Annotated in this window: 15 protein-coding genes and 1 pseudogene; 8 read left to right on the forward strand and 8 right to left on the reverse strand. The window is 72.0% G+C overall.

Going from position 1 to position 16,944, the window contains the following annotated elements; translation table 11 throughout:
* Positions 1-135: 135 nt before the first annotated feature.
* From ACWEV3_RS42805 to ACWEV3_RS42820, 4 genes and pseudogenes are all read right to left on the reverse strand, one after another.
* Positions 136-1,758 (reverse strand): thiamine pyrophosphate-binding protein, encoded by a 1,623-nt coding sequence (locus ACWEV3_RS42805; RefSeq protein ID WP_452619416.1) that lies wholly within the window; start codon positions 1,756-1,758, stop codon positions 136-138.
* Between the two features lie 119 nt (positions 1,759-1,877).
* A pseudogene (locus ACWEV3_RS42810) lies at positions 1,878-2,060 on the reverse strand (hypothetical protein); the annotation flags it as partial.
* A complete protein-coding gene (locus ACWEV3_RS42815; RefSeq protein ID WP_132481520.1) occupies positions 2,057-2,275 on the reverse strand; it encodes an MbtH family protein in 219 nt (72 codons plus the stop codon). The pseudogene ACWEV3_RS42810 and the gene ACWEV3_RS42815, both read right to left, overlap by 4 nt.
* A 52-nt stretch (positions 2,276-2,327) precedes the next feature.
* Complete coding sequence (locus ACWEV3_RS42820; RefSeq protein ID WP_452619403.1) at positions 2,328-3,464, reverse strand: 3-deoxy-7-phosphoheptulonate synthase; 1,137 nt, start codon at positions 3,462-3,464, stop codon at positions 2,328-2,330.
* A gap of 222 nt (positions 3,465-3,686) precedes the next feature.
* On the opposite strand from ACWEV3_RS42820, the gene ACWEV3_RS42825 reads away from it, so the two are divergent.
* From ACWEV3_RS42825 to ACWEV3_RS42840, 4 genes are all read left to right on the forward strand, one after another.
* Positions 3,687-4,010: a hypothetical protein gene (locus tag ACWEV3_RS42825; protein WP_452619404.1), complete on the forward strand. Its 324-nt coding sequence runs from the start codon at positions 3,687-3,689 to the stop codon at positions 4,008-4,010.
* 107 nt (positions 4,011-4,117) lie between these two features.
* On the forward strand, positions 4,118-4,285 hold the full coding sequence (locus ACWEV3_RS42830; protein ID WP_452619405.1) for a hypothetical protein: 168 nt from the start codon (positions 4,118-4,120) through the stop codon (positions 4,283-4,285).
* Positions 4,286-4,331: 46 nt separating this feature from the next.
* The gene (locus ACWEV3_RS42835) at positions 4,332-4,565 is read left to right on the forward strand and encodes a hypothetical protein (protein ID WP_452619406.1); all 234 of its coding nucleotides are present in this window, start codon (positions 4,332-4,334) and stop codon (positions 4,563-4,565) included.
* A gap of 317 nt (positions 4,566-4,882) precedes the next feature.
* A complete protein-coding gene (locus ACWEV3_RS42840) occupies positions 4,883-5,833 on the forward strand; it encodes a sensor histidine kinase (protein ID WP_452619407.1) in 951 nt (316 codons plus the stop codon).
* Here ACWEV3_RS42840 and ACWEV3_RS42845 read toward each other — a convergent pair.
* Genes ACWEV3_RS42845 through ACWEV3_RS42855 form a run of 3 tightly spaced genes read right to left on the reverse strand, consistent with a single transcriptional unit; the run spans position 5,811 to position 8,842 of the window.
* Positions 5,811-7,634: a hypothetical protein gene (locus ACWEV3_RS42845; protein ID WP_452619408.1), complete on the reverse strand. Its 1,824-nt coding sequence runs from the start codon at positions 7,632-7,634 to the stop codon at positions 5,811-5,813. The two genes, ACWEV3_RS42840 and ACWEV3_RS42845, sit on opposite strands and share 23 nt — an antisense overlap.
* Positions 7,635-7,640: 6 nt before the next feature.
* On the reverse strand, positions 7,641-8,306 hold the full coding sequence (locus tag ACWEV3_RS42850; RefSeq protein ID WP_452619409.1) for a response regulator transcription factor: 666 nt from the start codon (positions 8,304-8,306) through the stop codon (positions 7,641-7,643).
* Positions 8,303-8,842, reverse strand: coding sequence for a histidine kinase (locus tag ACWEV3_RS42855; protein ID WP_452619410.1), 540 nt, complete (start codon positions 8,840-8,842; stop codon positions 8,303-8,305). Before ACWEV3_RS42855 ends, ACWEV3_RS42850 begins: the two co-directional genes overlap by 4 nt.
* 234 nt (positions 8,843-9,076) lie before the next feature.
* Between ACWEV3_RS42855 and ACWEV3_RS42860 the strand changes: the two genes are divergently transcribed.
* Positions 9,077-10,840 carry an Hsp70 family protein gene (locus tag ACWEV3_RS42860; RefSeq protein ID WP_452619411.1) on the forward strand — a complete coding sequence of 588 codons (1,764 nt, stop codon included), beginning with the start codon at positions 9,077-9,079 and terminating at the stop codon, positions 10,838-10,840.
* Positions 10,841-10,862: 22 nt separating this feature from the next.
* On the opposite strand, the gene ACWEV3_RS42865 is transcribed toward ACWEV3_RS42860, so the two are convergent.
* A complete protein-coding gene (locus ACWEV3_RS42865; protein WP_452619412.1) occupies positions 10,863-11,360 on the reverse strand; it encodes a sigma-70 family RNA polymerase sigma factor in 498 nt (165 codons plus the stop codon).
* A 420-nt stretch (positions 11,361-11,780) separates the two neighbouring features.
* On the opposite strand from ACWEV3_RS42865, the gene ACWEV3_RS42870 reads away from it, so the two are divergent.
* From ACWEV3_RS42870 to ACWEV3_RS42880, 3 genes are read left to right on the forward strand one after another with little or no spacing between them, the layout of a single operon-like run.
* Positions 11,781-14,456 (forward strand): P-loop NTPase fold protein, encoded by a 2,676-nt coding sequence (locus ACWEV3_RS42870; protein ID WP_452619413.1) that lies wholly within the window; start codon positions 11,781-11,783, stop codon positions 14,454-14,456.
* Position 14,457: 1 nt separating this feature from the next.
* Positions 14,458-16,212, forward strand: coding sequence for an extracellular solute-binding protein (locus tag ACWEV3_RS42875; RefSeq protein WP_452619414.1), 1,755 nt, complete (start codon positions 14,458-14,460; stop codon positions 16,210-16,212).
* Positions 16,213-16,216: 4 nt separating this feature from the next.
* Complete coding sequence (locus tag ACWEV3_RS42880) at positions 16,217-16,732, forward strand: hypothetical protein (protein WP_452619415.1); 516 nt, start codon at positions 16,217-16,219, stop codon at positions 16,730-16,732.
* Positions 16,733-16,944: the final 212 nt, after the last annotated feature.

Raw genomic sequence — 16,944 nt, forward strand, 5'->3', positions numbered from 1 at the left:
GCTCGAACACGGCCGCACCCGTTTGACCTACGAGGAGCTCAACACCCGCGCGAACCAACTCGCACACCACCTCATCGCGCACGGCGTCGGCCTGGCCGGGCGGAGCCGTCCTGAAGCGGCCGCTGAGCCGTCGACTCAGCCGGGCAGGTGCGTCGGCGCGAACATGCGTAGATTCGCTTGCAGCACCACGACGTTCGGGCCCGGCTCCGCCAGCGCGGTCGCGAGATCCCGCTCCATGTCTACCGGCGTCGATCGGCGCGCCGGGACTCCGAAGGACTCCGCGAGCGCGACGAAATCGGGCCGGGCGAGCTCCGTCCCGAAGGTGGCCCCGAAGGCGTCGGTCATGTACTGGCGCAGGATTCCGTAGCCGCCGTCGTCCACGATCAACCATGTCGCGTTCAAATCCAGCTGCCGGGCCGTGGCCAGCTCGCTGATGCCGTACATCGCGCCGCCATCACCGGAAACCGCCAGCACCGGCCGCTGATCGCCCAGCGCGACGGCGGCGCCCAACGCGGCGGGGAACCCGTAGCCGAGCCCGCCGGCGCCCTGCGCCGACTGCATCGCGCCCGGGACGCGCGCATCGAAAGCCGACCAGGCCCAGTAAGCGAGGATCGTCATGTCCCAGAAGCTCGGCGCGTCGTCGGGCAGCGCGGCGCGAATCGCCTCGACGAGCGCGCGTTCGGTGCCCAGGTCCTGGCCGTCGAGCCGGTGCCGGATCTTCGTCAGCAACTCGCCGACACGCGCTTCCGCCGCGCCGTCGGGTTCGCGGGCGGAGACCGCTGAAGCCAACTCCTCCAGGGCGAGCCGCGCATCGGCGTGAACGCCCAGCGCCGGGACGTTCGCCTCCAGCTTGCCCGGGTCCGCTTCGACCTGGACGACGCGCCCGCGCGGCCGGAATGTGTGGTAGTTGCTGGACAATTCCCCGAGCCCGCTGCCGACCACGAGCAGGACATCCGCGTCGGCCAGGAAGTCCGTGGTGTGCTGATCCTCCAACCAGGACTGCGCCGACAGCGGATGCAGCCAGGGGAACGCGCCTTTGGCGCCGAAGGTCGTCACGACCGGGGCGCGCAGCTTCTCTGCGAGTCCCAGCAGGGCGTCCTCGGCCCCGGCGCGCACCACTCCGCCGCCTGCCAGGATCACCGGGCGCTGCGCGCGATCCAGATCGGCCGCCGCGGCGCGGATCAGTTCCGGCCGGGGCGCCGGCAGTCGCGGCGTCGCGGTCAGCCCGGTCACGGGCGGGACATCGACCTCGGCCAGCAGGACGTCCTGGGGGATCTCGACGTAGACCGGGCCGTGCGGCGGGGTGAGCGCGACCTCCCAGGCTCGGGCGATCGCGCTCGGGATCTGCGACGGATGCCGGGCCGTTCCGGCGGATTTCACCACCTGCGCCACGCACGCGCGCTGGTCGGGCAGTTCGTGCAGGAAACCCCGGCGCGGGCCGCCCAGACCGGCCGACGGGACCTGGCTGCCGATGACGACCACCGGGATCGAGGCGGATGCCGCCTCCTGCAGCGCGGCGAGGCTGATCAGCGCGCCCGGGCCGGTCGACACCAGCAGCGGCGCCGGGCGACCGGTGGCGCAGGCGAAACCCGCCGCCGCGAACCCGGCGTTGAGCTCGGTCCGGAAACCCGCGTACCGCAGCCCGGACCCGGCCAGGGCTTGGAAGATCCCGAGCGCGTGCTGGCCGGGCTCGCCGAACACGGTGTCCGCGCCCAATGCCGCGAGCGACTCGACGACGAGCGATCCTCCGGTGCGCATCACGCGACGAGTTCTCCCTCCACCGCTGCGGCCCTGCCGGACCGCGAAGACGCCCACCATGAAACAACACGAGTTCTACGGGAAACAAGGGTTTCCTACGCCGCCGCGCGGGAAACGCACGGCGAGTGCGCCTCGAAGCCCTCGATGCCCGGGCCGCCGAGCGTGACGCGCAGGAGCCCGGCCCCGATCATCCCGGTGCGCACGACCTCCGTCTCGCGGATCCGGATCGGGTAGCCCACCTTCTCCGCGTGCCGGCCTTCCCGGACCCGCGCGATCCGGTCCGCTCCGCCTCCGCGCGTCATGCAGCCCCCTCCCCCATCGCGATCCGCAGGCTCTTCGGCCGCAGGTCGGTCCAGTTCGCCCGGATGTGGTCCAGGCAGGCCTCGCGGGCGTCCGGGCCGAACACCTGCCGCCAGCCCGCCGGGATCTCGGCGAACTCCGGCCAGAGCGAGTGCTGTTCCTCGTCGTTGACCAGCACCAGGAAGGTGCCCTCCGGATCGTCGAACGGGTTCATCAGGACTTGCTCACCTCTCGAATAGTGCTTGACGCCGACCGGGCCCGCAGACCGCTCACCGCCCGGCCGGCCGGGTCCGGGGCCGCACCGGCGCGATCCGCCTGCGGCGCGCCGCCTCCGCGAGGACGTCCAGGCAGTGCGCGGTGGTGGGCCAGTCCAGGCAGCCGTCGGTGACGCTGACGCCGTGGCGCAGCGGCCTCGCCGCGATGTCCTGATTGCCCGCTTCCAGGAAGGATTCGATCATGACTCCGAGCAGGCCGCGGTTGCCCGCCGCGACCTGCGCCGCCACGTCTTCGACGACGCCCGGCTGCCGCCGGTGGTCCTTCCCGCTGTTGCCGTGCGAGGCATCGACCACGACGCCCGCCTCGACGCCCGCGGCGCGCAGCCCGTCGAGCGCCGCACCGACGGACGCCGCGTCGTAGTTGGGCCGCGCGCCACCGCGAAGCACGACGTGGCAAGCGGAATTGCCCGCGCCGACGACCGCGGACGGGGCTCCGCCGGCGGCCAGCGCGGGGAAGGTGTGCGGTGCCCGCGCGGCTCGCACCGCGGCGATCGCCACCTCGACGTCCCCGGTCACGCCGTTCTTCATGCCGACGGGCATCGGCAGCGCCGACGCGAGCTGCCGGTGCGGCTGGGAGGCCACCGTGCGCGCGCCGAGCGCGCCCCACGACACCAGGTCGAGGACGTACGGGGCGAGGAACGGGTCCACGAACTCGTACGCCAGCGGGAGGCCGGAATTCGCTGCGCGCACGAGGAATTCGCGCCCGATCGCCAGCCCCTCGGCCAGGTCCTCCCGGCCGGCCAGGTGCGGATCGTGCAGCAGGCCCTTCCAGCCGACCGAGGTTCGCGGCTTCTCCAGGTACGCGCGCAGCACCACCAGCAGGTCGCGATCGTGCGCCGCGGCTGCGGCCGCCAGCTCGTGGGCGTACTGCAGCGCGGCGTCCGGGTCGTGCACGGAGCACGGCCCGACGATGACCAGCAGCCGATCATCCGCGCCGCCGACGATCTCCCGCGCGGCGCGGCGGTGCCCGGCCACCTGGGCGCGCAGCCGTTCGCCGCGCGGGAAGCGCTCGGCCAGCTCGGCCGGGGTGGGCAGCGGCCCGAGGACCCGTGCCGAGTCGTCCGGCCATGCCAGGGCGAGCGGTTCGTCCGCGACGGCGGGCAGTTCGAGGGGTACCGCGGGTCCAGCCATGCCGGCGAGCTCCTCCTCCGTCGTGATTCCCGAAGCGGTCGGCGCCGGGAGCACGAAACCCGGCAGACCACTTGGGTTAGCCTAACCTAATCAAATCGGACGCAGGGCTCAAGTGATCAAGTGAACAGCACTTCGCGAAAAGGATCATCCAGACGCGGGGCGGGCGCTCAGCGCGGCGGGCCGGGGCTTCCACGCTCCCGGCCACTCGGCGAGACTGAGCGCATGCCACCGCAAGAACTGCTCGCGAGGCCGCAATGGCGACGAACCGGGGACACGCGCTTCCCGGTGGCCGCCACCGTCGACGGCCGGTCGTGGGTGCTGCGGCTCAACATCTTCCCGGATCATCCACTGTGGACCCTGTTCGTCGACGGCGATCGGCGCTTCGACATCGACGACACGCCGCCCACCTGGGGAAAGCCGTTGGACAAGACGGCCCCGCCGCTGGACGCCGCCGCCGCGGAGGAAGTCCTCGCCCCCATCCGGGACTTCGTCGCCTACGGCAGCGAGGTCGGCGCCCCCTGCGACAACATGTTCTGCTGCGGCTGAAGCCCGGTCCCACGAACGCGGATCCACCACGCGGTTCACTCCGCACTCCTCGCCCGGATTGCAGGGCAAATCCGCTGCCCATTCTTCCCTGCCTGCGGACAATTCCGGTGGCCCCGGTCACCGCGCTGATAACTTCGGCCGCGGCGATCGAGTTCGCGGACGGCGTTCATCCGATCCCGGCAACGATCGCAGGTTCATCCGAAAGACCGCCGGCCGCGCCGAATCCGGACAACCGCGAGTCCGGAAAACCGGCGCGCGCCGGCGGCAATCCATGACGGGAATGCGAGTTCGGCATTTTCCCGGGCGAAGGAAGGATCTACCGTGAAGAAGCTGATGGCCGGTGCCCTCGTGGGGTTCGGCATGCTCGTCGCCACCGCGACGTCCGCGACCGCCGCACCGGCCGAGTGGTACTACACCGGCTACTGGTACCACACCGCGGACGCGTGCGAGCAGGGCTACCAGGACATGGTCGGCGGCCCGGGCGGACCGGGCGTGGACCTGCCGCACGAGTGCAGGCCGACGAACGGCGTTTACGAGCTGTGGCGGATGCGGTGACCGCTCGCCCTTGATCGAGCGCCCGGAGCGGGGGCGGCCGGCGAAAACCGGGCGCCCCCGCTCCGTCACCGGGGCGTCCGGCCGGCAATGCGACGAATGCGTGAACATCGGCGAAACCCGCTCGCCCTGCACTCCGGATTTCGCCGCCCTCTTTGATTCCTCGGCGCGTGGTCCGCGAGCCCGCCGGGCCCCCATTCGCGGCGTGATCCAGAACACAAGCCCCCGAGAGCGGCTCTGAACACGCCATTTCCACAGTTTTCGCCGGTATTCGCCCGGCGGGTCGCCCTGCACTTCGCGCCACGCGATACCTTCGCAGGGTGCGTGGGCAGGAAAGACGAGCGATCGAGGCGGTGTCGGAGTACCTCGCGCAGCTGCGGCGCGCCCCCGACCCGTGCGATCTGGCCCGCGTGGTCGGCACCGCGCTCGGTGCCACCGGATGCGCGTTCAGCGTTGCGGGAGACTGCTACCGGTGGGGGCGCGGAGCCGGCCCGTGGCTGGAGCACCCCGTCGAGTACGGCGGTGAGCTGCAGGGGATCCTCGCCCTCGCACCGGACTCCGTCGGTCCGGTGACCTCGCTCGCCGCAGTGCTCGGCGCGCCGCTGGCGGCGGTGCGCCTGGCCACCGAGACCGACCGGTTGCGCCGCGACGGCGATGCCGCGGCGCGCGAGCTGGCCGACGACCGGTGGCGCGCGACGGTGGAGATGGAGCAGGAACGACGCGGGCTGGAACGCGACCTGCACGACGGTGCCCAGCACCACCTCGTCGCGCTGCGGATGGCGCTCGCGCTCGTCGAGCACGCGGGCGCCGCGACGGAGCAGCGGCTCGGCACGCTGATGTCCAAATTGGACAACGCGGAGAAGGTCCTCGTCGACACCGCCGCCGGAATACTGCCCATCGCGCTGGCCACCGACGGCCTGGCGGCCGCGCTCGCCGCCGAACTCGCCGGTCACGAGGACGTCTCGCTCGACACCACCGAGTTGCGGCGCCGCCGCCCTCCCCTGGTCGAGTCCACCGTGTACTTCGCGTGCCTGGAGGCGGTGAACAACGCGCACAAGCACGCGCCCGGCGCGTCCATCGCCGCGACCGTCCGCGATAGCCACCGCGGGCTCGAATTCGTGGTGTCCGACGACGGCCCCGGATTCACCGTCGCCGACGCGGGTTCCGGGCTGCCCAACCTGTCCGCGCGGCTCGCGACCGTCGGCGGCACCGTCACGGTCCGCTCCGCACCGGGCCGGGGCACCACGGTCACCGGGCTCGTGCCGCGCTGAGCAGTCCCTCCGCTGTGCGCACCAACACCTCGCACGCCATCCTGTCGCGGCCGCTGGTGCCGGGCTTCCCCGCGTGGGTCCGCCACCGCAGCGCCTCCCGCTGCGCCGCGGCTTGCACCTGTTCTTCGTTCGCGTCCTGGTCCAAGCCGAGCCGGGCATGCGGATCGGCGCCGTGCGCGCCGAGCAGCCGCGCGGCGTCGTCGGCGACTCCGTGCAGCACCCGGGTGTCACCGGCCGAGATCTCGTCGAGCAGGTCCAGCTCGGTGATCTCGTGCGCCTCGGTGGCGATCCGGTCCACTTCCCACCACAGCGGGTGATCCCCGGGCAGCCCCGGCAGCAGTGCGCGCACCGCGACGATGGCGCGTCGGGCCGCGAGCACCGGCGCCCACGCGATCAGCTTGCGCGCCAACTGATCCAGGCTCGCCGACTCGCTCAGCTCGACCCGCTGCCGGCCCCGGCGCAGCGCCGACCGGAACGCGGGGTCGGGCTGCACCAGGCACAGCACCGCGTCGACCGATCCGTGCGGGCCTTCGTCGGCGAGGAATTCCTCCGCCAGCGCCCAGTCTGCGGGCCCGTCGGCGACGACCACCGTGACGCCGAGCGCGGACGCGCGGGCCACCTCGACCGGGTCCGCCGCGGCGTCGGTCACCACGGCCAGGCGCGCAGACATCGCCATCCTCGTCGCGACGGCGTCCCACCGCGACCGGTCCGGGCTGTCGCCCGCGGCGCGCCTGCCCTGCCGCACCAGGTCCCACACCTGCTGGTACAGCGCGCTGACCTCGGCCCGGGGCGGGGTCGCCGTCGGCGTCACGCGGTCCGCGAGCCGCACGGTGACCACGGCCTCCCCACCGGACACCGCGCATTCCATCGCGCCGCCCAGCACCGCGAGGCGCCCGGCGTCGTGGTCGAGCGCGGCGCGCAGGTCTCGCGTGGACAGTTGCCCGGCGGTGGCGGTGACCCGCGCCCGCAGCGCGTCGTCCCGCCCGAACTCCACCGCGACGGCGGGATCGGGGCTGATCCCCTTGCCCGCCAACAGGTTCAGCACCGACGCGACGGCGTGGTAGAAACCGGACTCGACCTCCCAGCCGACGCGCCGCCCGAGCTCGCCGTCGAACCGGACCGGGTGGGGCAGCGTCGCCGCCAGTTCTTCGAGCGCTGCTCGCGGACCGCGTTCCGGCAGCATCGCCGGGTACACGCCGCGCACGACCGTCCGGAAGTTGTCCAGCATCTCGTCCACCGCGGTGCCGAGCTCCGCGAGCTGCGGCAGCGCGGCGTCCTCGGCCATCAGCTCGCCGAGGCCGCGCAGCCGCCGGCGCACGCCGTCGAGGTCCTGCTGGGTCGTCGTGGTGATCGCCCGGACCAGCCGGCGCCGCTCCAGATCGCGCACCTGGGCAAGCCGCTCGCGCGCGGCCGTCACCTCGGCGCGCAGCCCGCGGGCGCGGGCTTCGGCGCGGTCGCGATCCGCGCGCAGCCGGTCCACCTCGGCCGTGACGCCGAGCCAGCCCGCGGTCTCCCGGATCGCGGCCTGCTCTTTCGCTCCCCAGCGCCGGGTGCCCGCGACGAGCAGCAACCCGCCGCCGCGCACCGGTTCCCTGGCCGCCTCGTCGGGAAGTCCGCCGCGCACCGCGAGATGCTCCGGCGACGCGGCGATGACGTTCAGGTCGGCCGGCCGGCCCACCGCGGGAACGCAGTAGGCCGCCTGCCCGCCGACCGCCTCCGCCAGCTGCTGCACCAGGGCGGCGACCAGCCGGTGGGGCGGCACGGAGGTGACGAGGTCGTGCGCACGCCGGGCCTTCGGCATGCCCGCCTAGCCTTCAATCCGGCGCGCCCGCAGGTAGGCGAGCACGGCGAGGACGCGGCGATGGTGCAGGACCTGGTCACGCGGCAGCCCGAGCTTGGTGAAGATCGACGCGATGTGCTTCTCGACGACCTTCGCGGAGACGAACAGCTCCTTGGCGATCGCGTTGTTGGCGTGTCCCTCGGCCATCAGGCGCAGCACGTCGAGCTCCCGCTCGGTCAGCGCGGCGATGGGACTGTCCTTGCGACCGGCCGGGGCCTCGACGAGGCGCTTGGCGAGCGCCGGTTCGATCACGATCTCGCCCGCGGCGATGCGGTCCAGCGTGTCGGCGAGCACCTGCACGCCCGCAACGCGCTCCTTGAGCCGGTAACCGATGCGCTCCGCGCCGATCTCCAGCACGCGCATCAGGTAGTGCGTCTCGGCGTAGTGCGACAGCAGCAGCAGGCCGGTCTCGGGGCTGCGGGCCCGAATCCGCTCCGCGGTGACCAGGCCGCCGTCAGGCTCCGGCGGCATCCGGATGTCGAGGATCGCGACGTCCACCGGCTCGGTGGCGACGATCGCCAGCAGCGCGTCTCCGTCGCCGACGCAACCGACGACCTCGTGCCCGGCCGCCTCCAGGAGCAGGACCAGGCCTTCCCGGAACAGCGCGCCGTCCTCCGCGATGGCCACCTTCATCCCAGCACCACCCGGAAATGCCGCCGCTGCGCCGAACCCGGCCGCTGTTCGGTGATGTGCACGCGCACGAACCTCCTGCCCCGCACTCGCACCTGCACGGTGGTGCCCGGCTCCAGCGTACGCAGGTGATCGGCGACGAGGAGACCCGTCCGGCCCGAGACCTGCGCACCGAGATCGCGGGGCGGCAGGTCCAGCCGCAATCGCAGGTCACCCTGCTCGGCCACTGACAGCCACGCCGGTCCGAGACCCGCGACGAGCGCCGGCGGGTGGATGGTCGCGCCGAGCAGGCGAACGCGTTCCACGAGCAGGCAGACGGTGTCCCGGAGTGCGTCGATCCGGGCGGAGAGGTGCGGGTCACCGGCCGTGGCTGAGATCAGGCCCAGTTCCAGGGCCAGCGCCGACAGGCTCGCCGCCGGTCCGTCGTGCAGCTCTCGTTCCAGCTCGTAGCGGTACTTGACGGCGCTGCGGCCGGGCGCTCGCAACCAGCCGGGCAGCAGCCTGCCCAGTCCGGTGATCCTGCGCACGATGCCGGCCATCACAACAGCCTCGCCCCCGCGAGAATCGGGAGAAAGGGTGCAAACCCCCTTCGGGGGTAGGGATATCCCCCATTTCGCGTGCACCATAGGATCGATCTCGCTTGGGTTGTGGTTGTCTTCGCGTTCGCTGCCGTGAAAGGGGCACAGGTAGTGCGGTACGGCGTTGGTATCGATCTCGGAACATCGTTCGCCTCCGCCGCGATCAGCGGCCCGGACGGCACTCGCATGGTGCCGATGTCCCCTGCGATGATCGTCCCCTCGGTAGCTTACCGTGCGCCGGACGGCGCACTTCTGACCGGCGACGCGGCGCTCGGCGCCGCGTCCGACCCGGCCCGGACGGCGCGGAACTTCAAGCGCCGCCTGGGCGACCCGACGCCGCTGGTGCTCGGCGGGTCCACCTACTCCCCCGCCGCGCTGATGGCCGCCCAGCTGCGCGACGTGCTCGCCGCCGTGACCCGGGGCGCGGGGCGGCCACCGGAGTCGGTGGTGCTGACCTACCCCGCGATCTGGGGCCCGTACCGGCGGGAGCACTTCACCGAGGTCCCCCGGCTGGCGGGGGTGGACGACTTCCGCCTGATCACCGAGCCGGAGGCGGCGGCGACGCACTACTCCAGCGAGCGGCGGCTCGGCGACGGCGAGGTGGTCGCCGTCTACGACCTCGGCGGCGGCACGTTCGACACCACCATCCTGCGGATGCGGGCGGGCCGGATGGAGATCCTCGGCACCCCGGAAGGCATCGAGCACCTCGGCGGCATCGACTTCGACGAGGCGCTGCTCGCCCACATCGACCAGCGGCTCGACGGCGCGATCAGCGAGCTGGACGCGGCCGATCCGGCGGCGGCGACCGCGCTCGCGGCGATCCAGGCGATGTGCGTGCGCGCCAAGGAGGAGCTGTCCATCGAGCCGGACGTGCGGCTGTCCGTCCCGCTGCCCTCCGGACCGCGCGAGGTCACCATCACGCGGCTGGAGTTCAACGAGATGATCAAGCCGTCGGTGCGGCTGACCACCGATGCGCTGCACCGCACCACGGCCTCGGCCGGGCTGCGGGTCGAGGACCTGTCCGCCGTGCTGCTCGCCGGCGGCTCATCCCGCGTCCCGCTGGTGGCCCAGCAGGTGGCCCAGGAGTTCAACAAGCCGGTGCGGGTGACGCTGCACCCGAAGTTCACCGTGGCACTCGGCGCCGCCCTCGTCTCCGCGCAGCCCCGGCCCGCCCCCGCGCCGAGCCCGCGCCCGGCCCCCGTCGGTCCACCGCCACCCGCGGCCCCGCCGCAGTCGGCCGCGCCGCGGCCGAGCCGCCGGAAGTGGCTGGTGCCCGCGATCGCGGCGGCGGCCGTCCTGATCGTCGGCACCGCCGTGACGACGTTCCTCACCAGCGGGGACGACAAGCCCGGCGCGGCCGAGCACCCGGTCGCCGCGAAGTCCACGCCGCCGAACGGTCCGCTGAAGATCTACGACGGCCAGGCCGTCAACCCGTTCGTCGGTTTCGTCGCCTCCGACGTGAACTGGGGCGGCACCAAGCTCGCCGCGAACGGCGCGGAGCAGTCGCCGCTGATCAAGGCGACGCCCGACCCCGGCAACAACGGCGTGCGGGTGTCCTGGCTGGACGACAAGCCGGGGCAGTTCTACCTCCAGACCGCGAACCAGCGGGACGCGATCGACCTTTCGTCCTACGTGGACAACGGGGGCGCGCTGGTCTTCGACGCGGTGCTGCACACGCCGCCGCCGGACGACACCACGAAGATCGCGGTGCACTGCCAGTACCCGTGCGTCGCCGAGCTGCCGGCCACCTCGCTGTTCGCCGGGCTGCCGGTGGAGAAGCAGGCCGCGGTGAAGATTCCGCTGTCCTGCTTCGTGTCGGCGGGGCTCGACCCCAGGAAGGTCAACACCCCGTTCGTCGTCTACTCCCAGCGGCGCATGGACGTCACGTTCTCCAACGTGCGCATCGAGACCCGCGCCGCGGACGACGCGGACGCCACGTCCTGCACCGAGTTGCGCTGACCCGCCCGCCCCCGCCATTCCGTCACGCGGCTTCCGGGAGCAGGCTGGGGAACTGGTCGCGCAGCGTGCGAAGTGCGTTGTGCAGCCTGCTCTTCACGGTGCCGACGGGAACGCCGAGCACGGATGCCGCGGACGTCGCGGTGCGGTCGGTGAAGTAGACCTCCACCACCGCGCTGCGGTGTACCGGGGAGAGGTGGTCGAGGAGCTCGCCCACGACCACGCGGTTCTCCACCTCGTCGCTGGGCGCCGACTGCACGGTGGTGTTCGCCAGCGCTTCGCCGTCGAAGCCGACCTCGGTCGGCCGGGCCTGGCGACCGCGGTGCAGGTCGATGGCGACGTTGTGGGCGATGCGCAGCAGCCAGCCGCGCACCGAGCCCTTGCCGTTGGTCAGCCGGTCGGCGTGGCGCCAGGCCCGCAGCCACGTTTCCTGCACGACGTCCTCGGCCAGGTACCGGTCGCCGGTGAGGCGGGTGGCGTAGGAAAGCAGCGCGGCGCCGTGCTCCCGGATGACACTGTCCATGGTGTTCATTTCGCATTCCCTTCCCGGCGGATGTGCTGGGCGATCCCCTGGTGTCGACAGGAATGCTTCCGTTGATCGGCGCGGGAATCGTCGGGTCTGTCCCTCCGTTCCCCGGTGCTGTCCCGCTGGTTTTCCGGTGGCTGCCCCGCCCCGCGGGGGTAGGGCTGTCCCCCAGGCCGGGCCTGTTCCCGGGCTCGGCCCGCGCGCCTTCTCCTGGAGTCACGGCGGCGTGGTGCCGTTCGGTTCAGCACTGCCCTCGGACGGTTTCCCGCGGCCGGGGCCGGTCTTCCCGGACCAGCAGCCACCACAATCCGTTTCGCCTGGTAAGGCCGTGGCGCGGGGTCTGCGTGGCGAAGGCGTTGCCTTTCTTCCCGAATCCATGTGCGTTCGGCCTTGATCGCGATAGTGTCGGCGATCACCATGACGAGCACTCCGGAACCGTTCGCGGGCCATCGCGGCGCCGTTCGCGCCATCGCCGTTTTCCCGGACGGCCGCAGGTTCGTCACCGGCGGCGACGACGCCACGGTCCGGGTCTGGGACCTGCGCACCGGCATGCTGCTGCACAAGCACTCCGAGCACGAGGACGCCGTGCTCGCCGTCTCGGTCACCGCCGACGACCGAGTCGTTTCGTGCGGCCGGACCGCGACGGTCGACTGGGCGGTCCAGAACCGCGGGACCTCCCCCGCGCGGCACCGCGTTCGCGTCACGGCAGCCGCCATCTCGCCCGGCGGCGACGCGGTCGCGGCCATCGACCTCGCGGGAACCGTCCTGCAACCGCCCGACGGCAGCAGCTGGCCCAGCGGGCACCGGCTCGTCGAGAGCATCGCGGTGACCAGGAACAGGCAGGTCGTCACCGCCGGCTCCGACCCGCTCATCCGCGTCGCGGACTGGTCCGGCGAGGAACTGGGCCGGCTGAACGGCCATGCGCCCGGCAACGCCGCGGTGGCGGCTTCCCCCGGCGGCACGCGCGTCGCCTGCGCAACCCTGGACGGCGTGCTCTGCTGGAACCGCGGGCAGAAGGAAAGCACGGTGCGGCTGACCGGCTGCGAAGACGTGGTCGCGGTGGCCGTGACGCACGACGGACGGCAGGTCGTCGCGGGCGATTTCAACGGCGGCGTCTGGGCCTGGGAGCCGGAGCGCCCCACCAAGCCGATGCAGATGCACGGCAGGCATGACGGCGCCGTGCGGTCCTTCGCCGTCACCCCCAACAGCAGGCTGCTCATCAGCGGGGCCGAGGACGGCTCGATCCGCGTCTGGGACCTGACGACGGGCGGCCCCGCGGATCCCGGCACGAAGCAGCGACCGCAGGCCGGGCTCGCCAGCGACCAGGAGAGCGACGAAGACCTGCTCGACTTCGCCGACGACGTGCGCGGCCTCGCCGAGCTCGTCCTCGACCGGGAAACCAGGCCGCCGCTGGCGATCGCACTGCTCGGCCGCTGGGGATCGGGCAAGTCGAGCTTCCTGCGCCAGCTCGAGAAGAACGTCGAACGGCTCGCGAAGGAAGCCGGCCGCAATCCGGCGCGCAGCGTCTTCGCGACGGCGGTGCGCCAGGTGCGCTTCGACGCGTGGCACTACAACGACGACCACCTGTGGGTCGGGATCGTGGAGCACCTGTTCGCCGCCCTCGCCGAACCCGTGCCCCCCGACGCCGATGACGTCCGCGCCGAACGCACCACCCTCCGCAAGGAGCTCCACTTCCTCGAAGAGCTGGCCGATCCCGAGGCCGGCCTCGGCCGGCGGCTGCGGGCGCGCATGCGGCTGTGGTGGGCGAAGCTCGTGCTCCGGCGTGCTCGTCTCGCGTGGGCAGCCGGAATCGCACTGCTGCTCGCCGCCGCGACCGGCCTGGTGGTGTGGCTGACCGGCGGCGCCGCCTGGGCGTGGCTGGTGGGCTCGGTGAGCACCGTGCTGCCGATCATCGAACTGATCACCACGACGTGGCCCACGGCCCGGCGGCTCACCGCGGGCGGCTCCCCGAACCTGGACAGCCGCGTGCGGGACACCAAGATGCAGCTCGCGAAGCTCGACGCCGCCCAGGAACTGGCGCTGGTGATCGAGGAGGCCCGGGCCGGCGGTTACGAGCAGTACCGCGGGTTGTTCGGCCGCGCGCACGCCGATCTGCGCAGGCTCAGCGAATCCGCCGAGAAGGCGTTCGCGGAGTGGGATCAGGCCGACGAGCAGCAGCGGGCGGCCTCCGCGGGTTCGCCGCCGCTGGAACGGGTCATCCTCCACATCGACGACCTCGACCGCTGTTCGCCGCGCAAGGTCGTCGACGTGCTCGCCGCCGTGCACATGCTGCTCGCGCTCCGGCTTTTCGTCGTAGTCGTCGCGGTGGATCCCCGGTGGCTGCGGCGCTGCCTGGAGCAGTACCACTCGGAACTGTTCGGCGGCCGCGCCGATGGGGAGGACGGCGCGACGCCGCTGGACTACCTCGACAAGATCTTCCAGGTGGTGTTCGGCTTGCGCCCCATGGGAACCGAGGCCGAGCGGTTCGTCGAGGCGCTCGTGCCGACCGAATCCGCGTTGCCGGCGGCACCGGCGCCGGACGCCCCGCGGTCGGGCGGTGCCAGCCCGGAGATGTCCGCGCCGGACCGCGCAAGACTGGCCGAACCCCGGCCGCAGTCGCCCGATCCGCAGCCGGAAAAGCTGTGGCTGCAGACCGACGAGCTGGAATTCATCCAGCGGCTCCGCCCGCTGCTGGTCACGCCCCGCGCGGTGAAGCGGTTCGTGAACCTCTACCGCCTCGTGCGCACGACCGTCCTCGACGAGAAAGCCTTCATCCGCACCGGGGAGTACCAGGCCGTTCTCGTGCTCTTGGCAGTGCTCGTCGCCGCACCGGAAGGATGCCGGGCCCTCATCGCGATGCTGCGCGACGCGAGCCGCGAGGGGGACGTCGTTGCGCTGGTGGAGGAACTCGCCGCCGCCGAGCAGCCGGCACGAGTGCGCGACGTCTGGACGAGGTTGCTGGGCGTGCTGAGCCGCGGGCCCGCGGTGCACGGGAATCCTTCGACCTACCGCCGCTGGGCGGGTACGATCGCTCGGTTCAGCTTCGAGACCTGGGACCTGACCGAGCCTCGCACGCGATCTGGGGAGGACTGACGTGGCTCGACTCGTTCAACGACGCCACGTGCTCGGCGGGATCGCCGGTGTCGCACTGGCCGGCGCGACCGGCGCCGTATCGCTGTCCACCTCGACCGGATGCAGCCGGACGGAGACCATCCGCGTCAGCTCGTCGTCGGAGAAGGCCGCCCTCATGGCGGAACTCATCAGGGAGTACAACGACGCGCACCGCGCGGTGGGCGGTCTGTGCGCGCGCGTGGAGATGACCGCGCTCACCTCCGGGAAGATGAAGAACCTGCTCGCCGAGGGCGTGAAACCGCCGGAGGTGTGGCTGCCTACGTCGTCGATGTGGTTGCGGCTGCTCGAACACGAGGGCCACGGCGACCTGCTGGTGCCGGGCGCGCGGTCGATCACCAGGAGCACGCTGGTCATCGCCATGCCGGGGTCGGTGGCCGCGGCGCTCGAACAGCGCAACAGGCCGCTCAGCACGTGGGCCGACGTGCTCCAGCTGGCCCAGTCCGGGTGGTCCGACTACGGGAAGCCGGACTGGGACGACTTCATCCTCGGCAGGGACAACGCCGAGACCTCGACCTCAGGCTTGGCCGCCACCGTCGTCACCTTCAACGCGGCGCCGGGCGAGTTGACCCGGGAACGGCTGAACGCCGTCGAGGTCCAGCAGTTCGTGCGCGACATCGAGCTGTCGGTGTCCAACTACGGCGACGAGGCCGTGCAGTACATGCAGACGATCTACGACCAGGAACAGCGCTGGGACAGCAACGACCCGGCTTACCGGCCGTACCTCGACGCCGTCGTGATCCAGGAGCAGATGGCCTACGTCTACAACCTCGGCGCGCCGACCGGTGACCCCGGCCGGATCAACGGCCAGGGCCCGAAGAACCCGCTGCGCGCCGTGCACCCGCGGGACGGGACGCTGGAGCTCGATCATCCTTTCGTCGTCATGTCCGCGGCGACCGGCGAACAGCGGGCAGTCGCAGAGGACTTCTACCGGTTCCTGGTCGAGCCCGACCAGCAGAAGCGCTTCGCCGACCTCGGCTTCCGCTCCCTCGACGACGCGACGCGGCCGACCGATCAGCTCACGCGAACCCTCCACGTGCCGGCCGGTCAGCAGCTGAACTTCGTGCCGCCGCCCGACGGCCAGTTGCTGGCGGCGATGCTGGAGAGCTGGCAGAACGTGCGCCGCAGGGCCCGCGTGCTCCTGCTGCTCGACCTCTCGGGGTCCATGGAGGAACCCGTCAACGACCCGGACACGAACCAGGATCCGTCGAAGCTGCAGCTGATGATCCCGGCGGCCCAGCGGGCGCTGGAGCTGCTCAACGTCGACGACGAGGTGGGACTGTGGACGTTCTCGTCGAACCCGTCCGTCGTCAAGGTGGTGCCGGTGTCCCGCGTCGGCAACGTGCGCGAGGAGCTCAAGGCCAAGATCCAGGGCCTGACGGCGGTCGGGGAAACGGCGTTGTACCAGGCGATCGATGAGGCTTATCAGACGATGACGGGAGAGGCGAAACCGGATCGCATCAACGCGATCGTGCTCCTCAGCGACGGCGCGAACACCGAGCCCTACCCCGGCGGCGCAACGGCACTGCTGGCGAAGCTCGACCCGCAGGCCCGGGAGACGCCGATCCCCATCTTCACCATCCCCTATGGACAGTCGGGGGACGAGAACATCACAACGCTGCAGGAGATCTCCAGGATCACCAAGGCCACGTACAACGACACGACCAATCCCCTGGACATCGACCAGACGTTCGAGCGCGTCTTCCGGAATTTCGGGTGAGCACATGTCGTTTCCAGAGCGGTTCCGCGATCGGGTGGCGGTCGCCGAGGCGGTCGTCTTCGGGTTGCTGAGCGGGATCTTCGCGCTGTGGTGGCCGTGGCCGTGGCTGGCGGCGGTCGTCGGGCCGGCGATCGCCGTCGTGGTGTTCCTGATCGCGACGTGGCGCAAGCTCGCGCCCGCCCCGCCCCGGCCGGAGCCCACCGAGTTCGACATCGAGGAACGGGTCCGCGTCTGGGCGAGGAACGCCGGCGACAACGCCCGCAGGCACGCCGACCAGGCCGTCGAGCTGGCCGGTGACATCGTGATCCTGAAGTTCCAGTGCGAGCGGGCCATGCAGTTCGTCGAAGACGACGCGGCGCGAGCGGCGGCGGCGAAGCGGCTGCGCACGATCGTCGATTTCGTCGAGACGCGCAAGCACGCCCCGGAACAGGCGGTCGGGTGGGACGTGCTGGTGAGACACCTCCGAACGGCCCAGGAAGAGCTCAAGGGAGAACTCGGGAAACTCCCCCGGAACTCGTGATCGGCGAACGAGCCAGGCTCCGCCCGGGTCCGCGGGTCCGCGGGTCCGCGGGTCCGCGGGTCCGGGAGTCCGGGAGTCCGGAGGTCCGGGAGTCCGGAGGTCCGCAATTTCCATTGAAATCGAACCTTCGATTTCAATGGAAATTTCGGCGACAAAGAAACCGCGCCGGGCAGGCCCGGTGGCCCCGGCACGTCCCGGCGGGGGGGGCGCCG

Source organism: Saccharopolyspora sp. NPDC003752 (assembly GCF_053605825.1).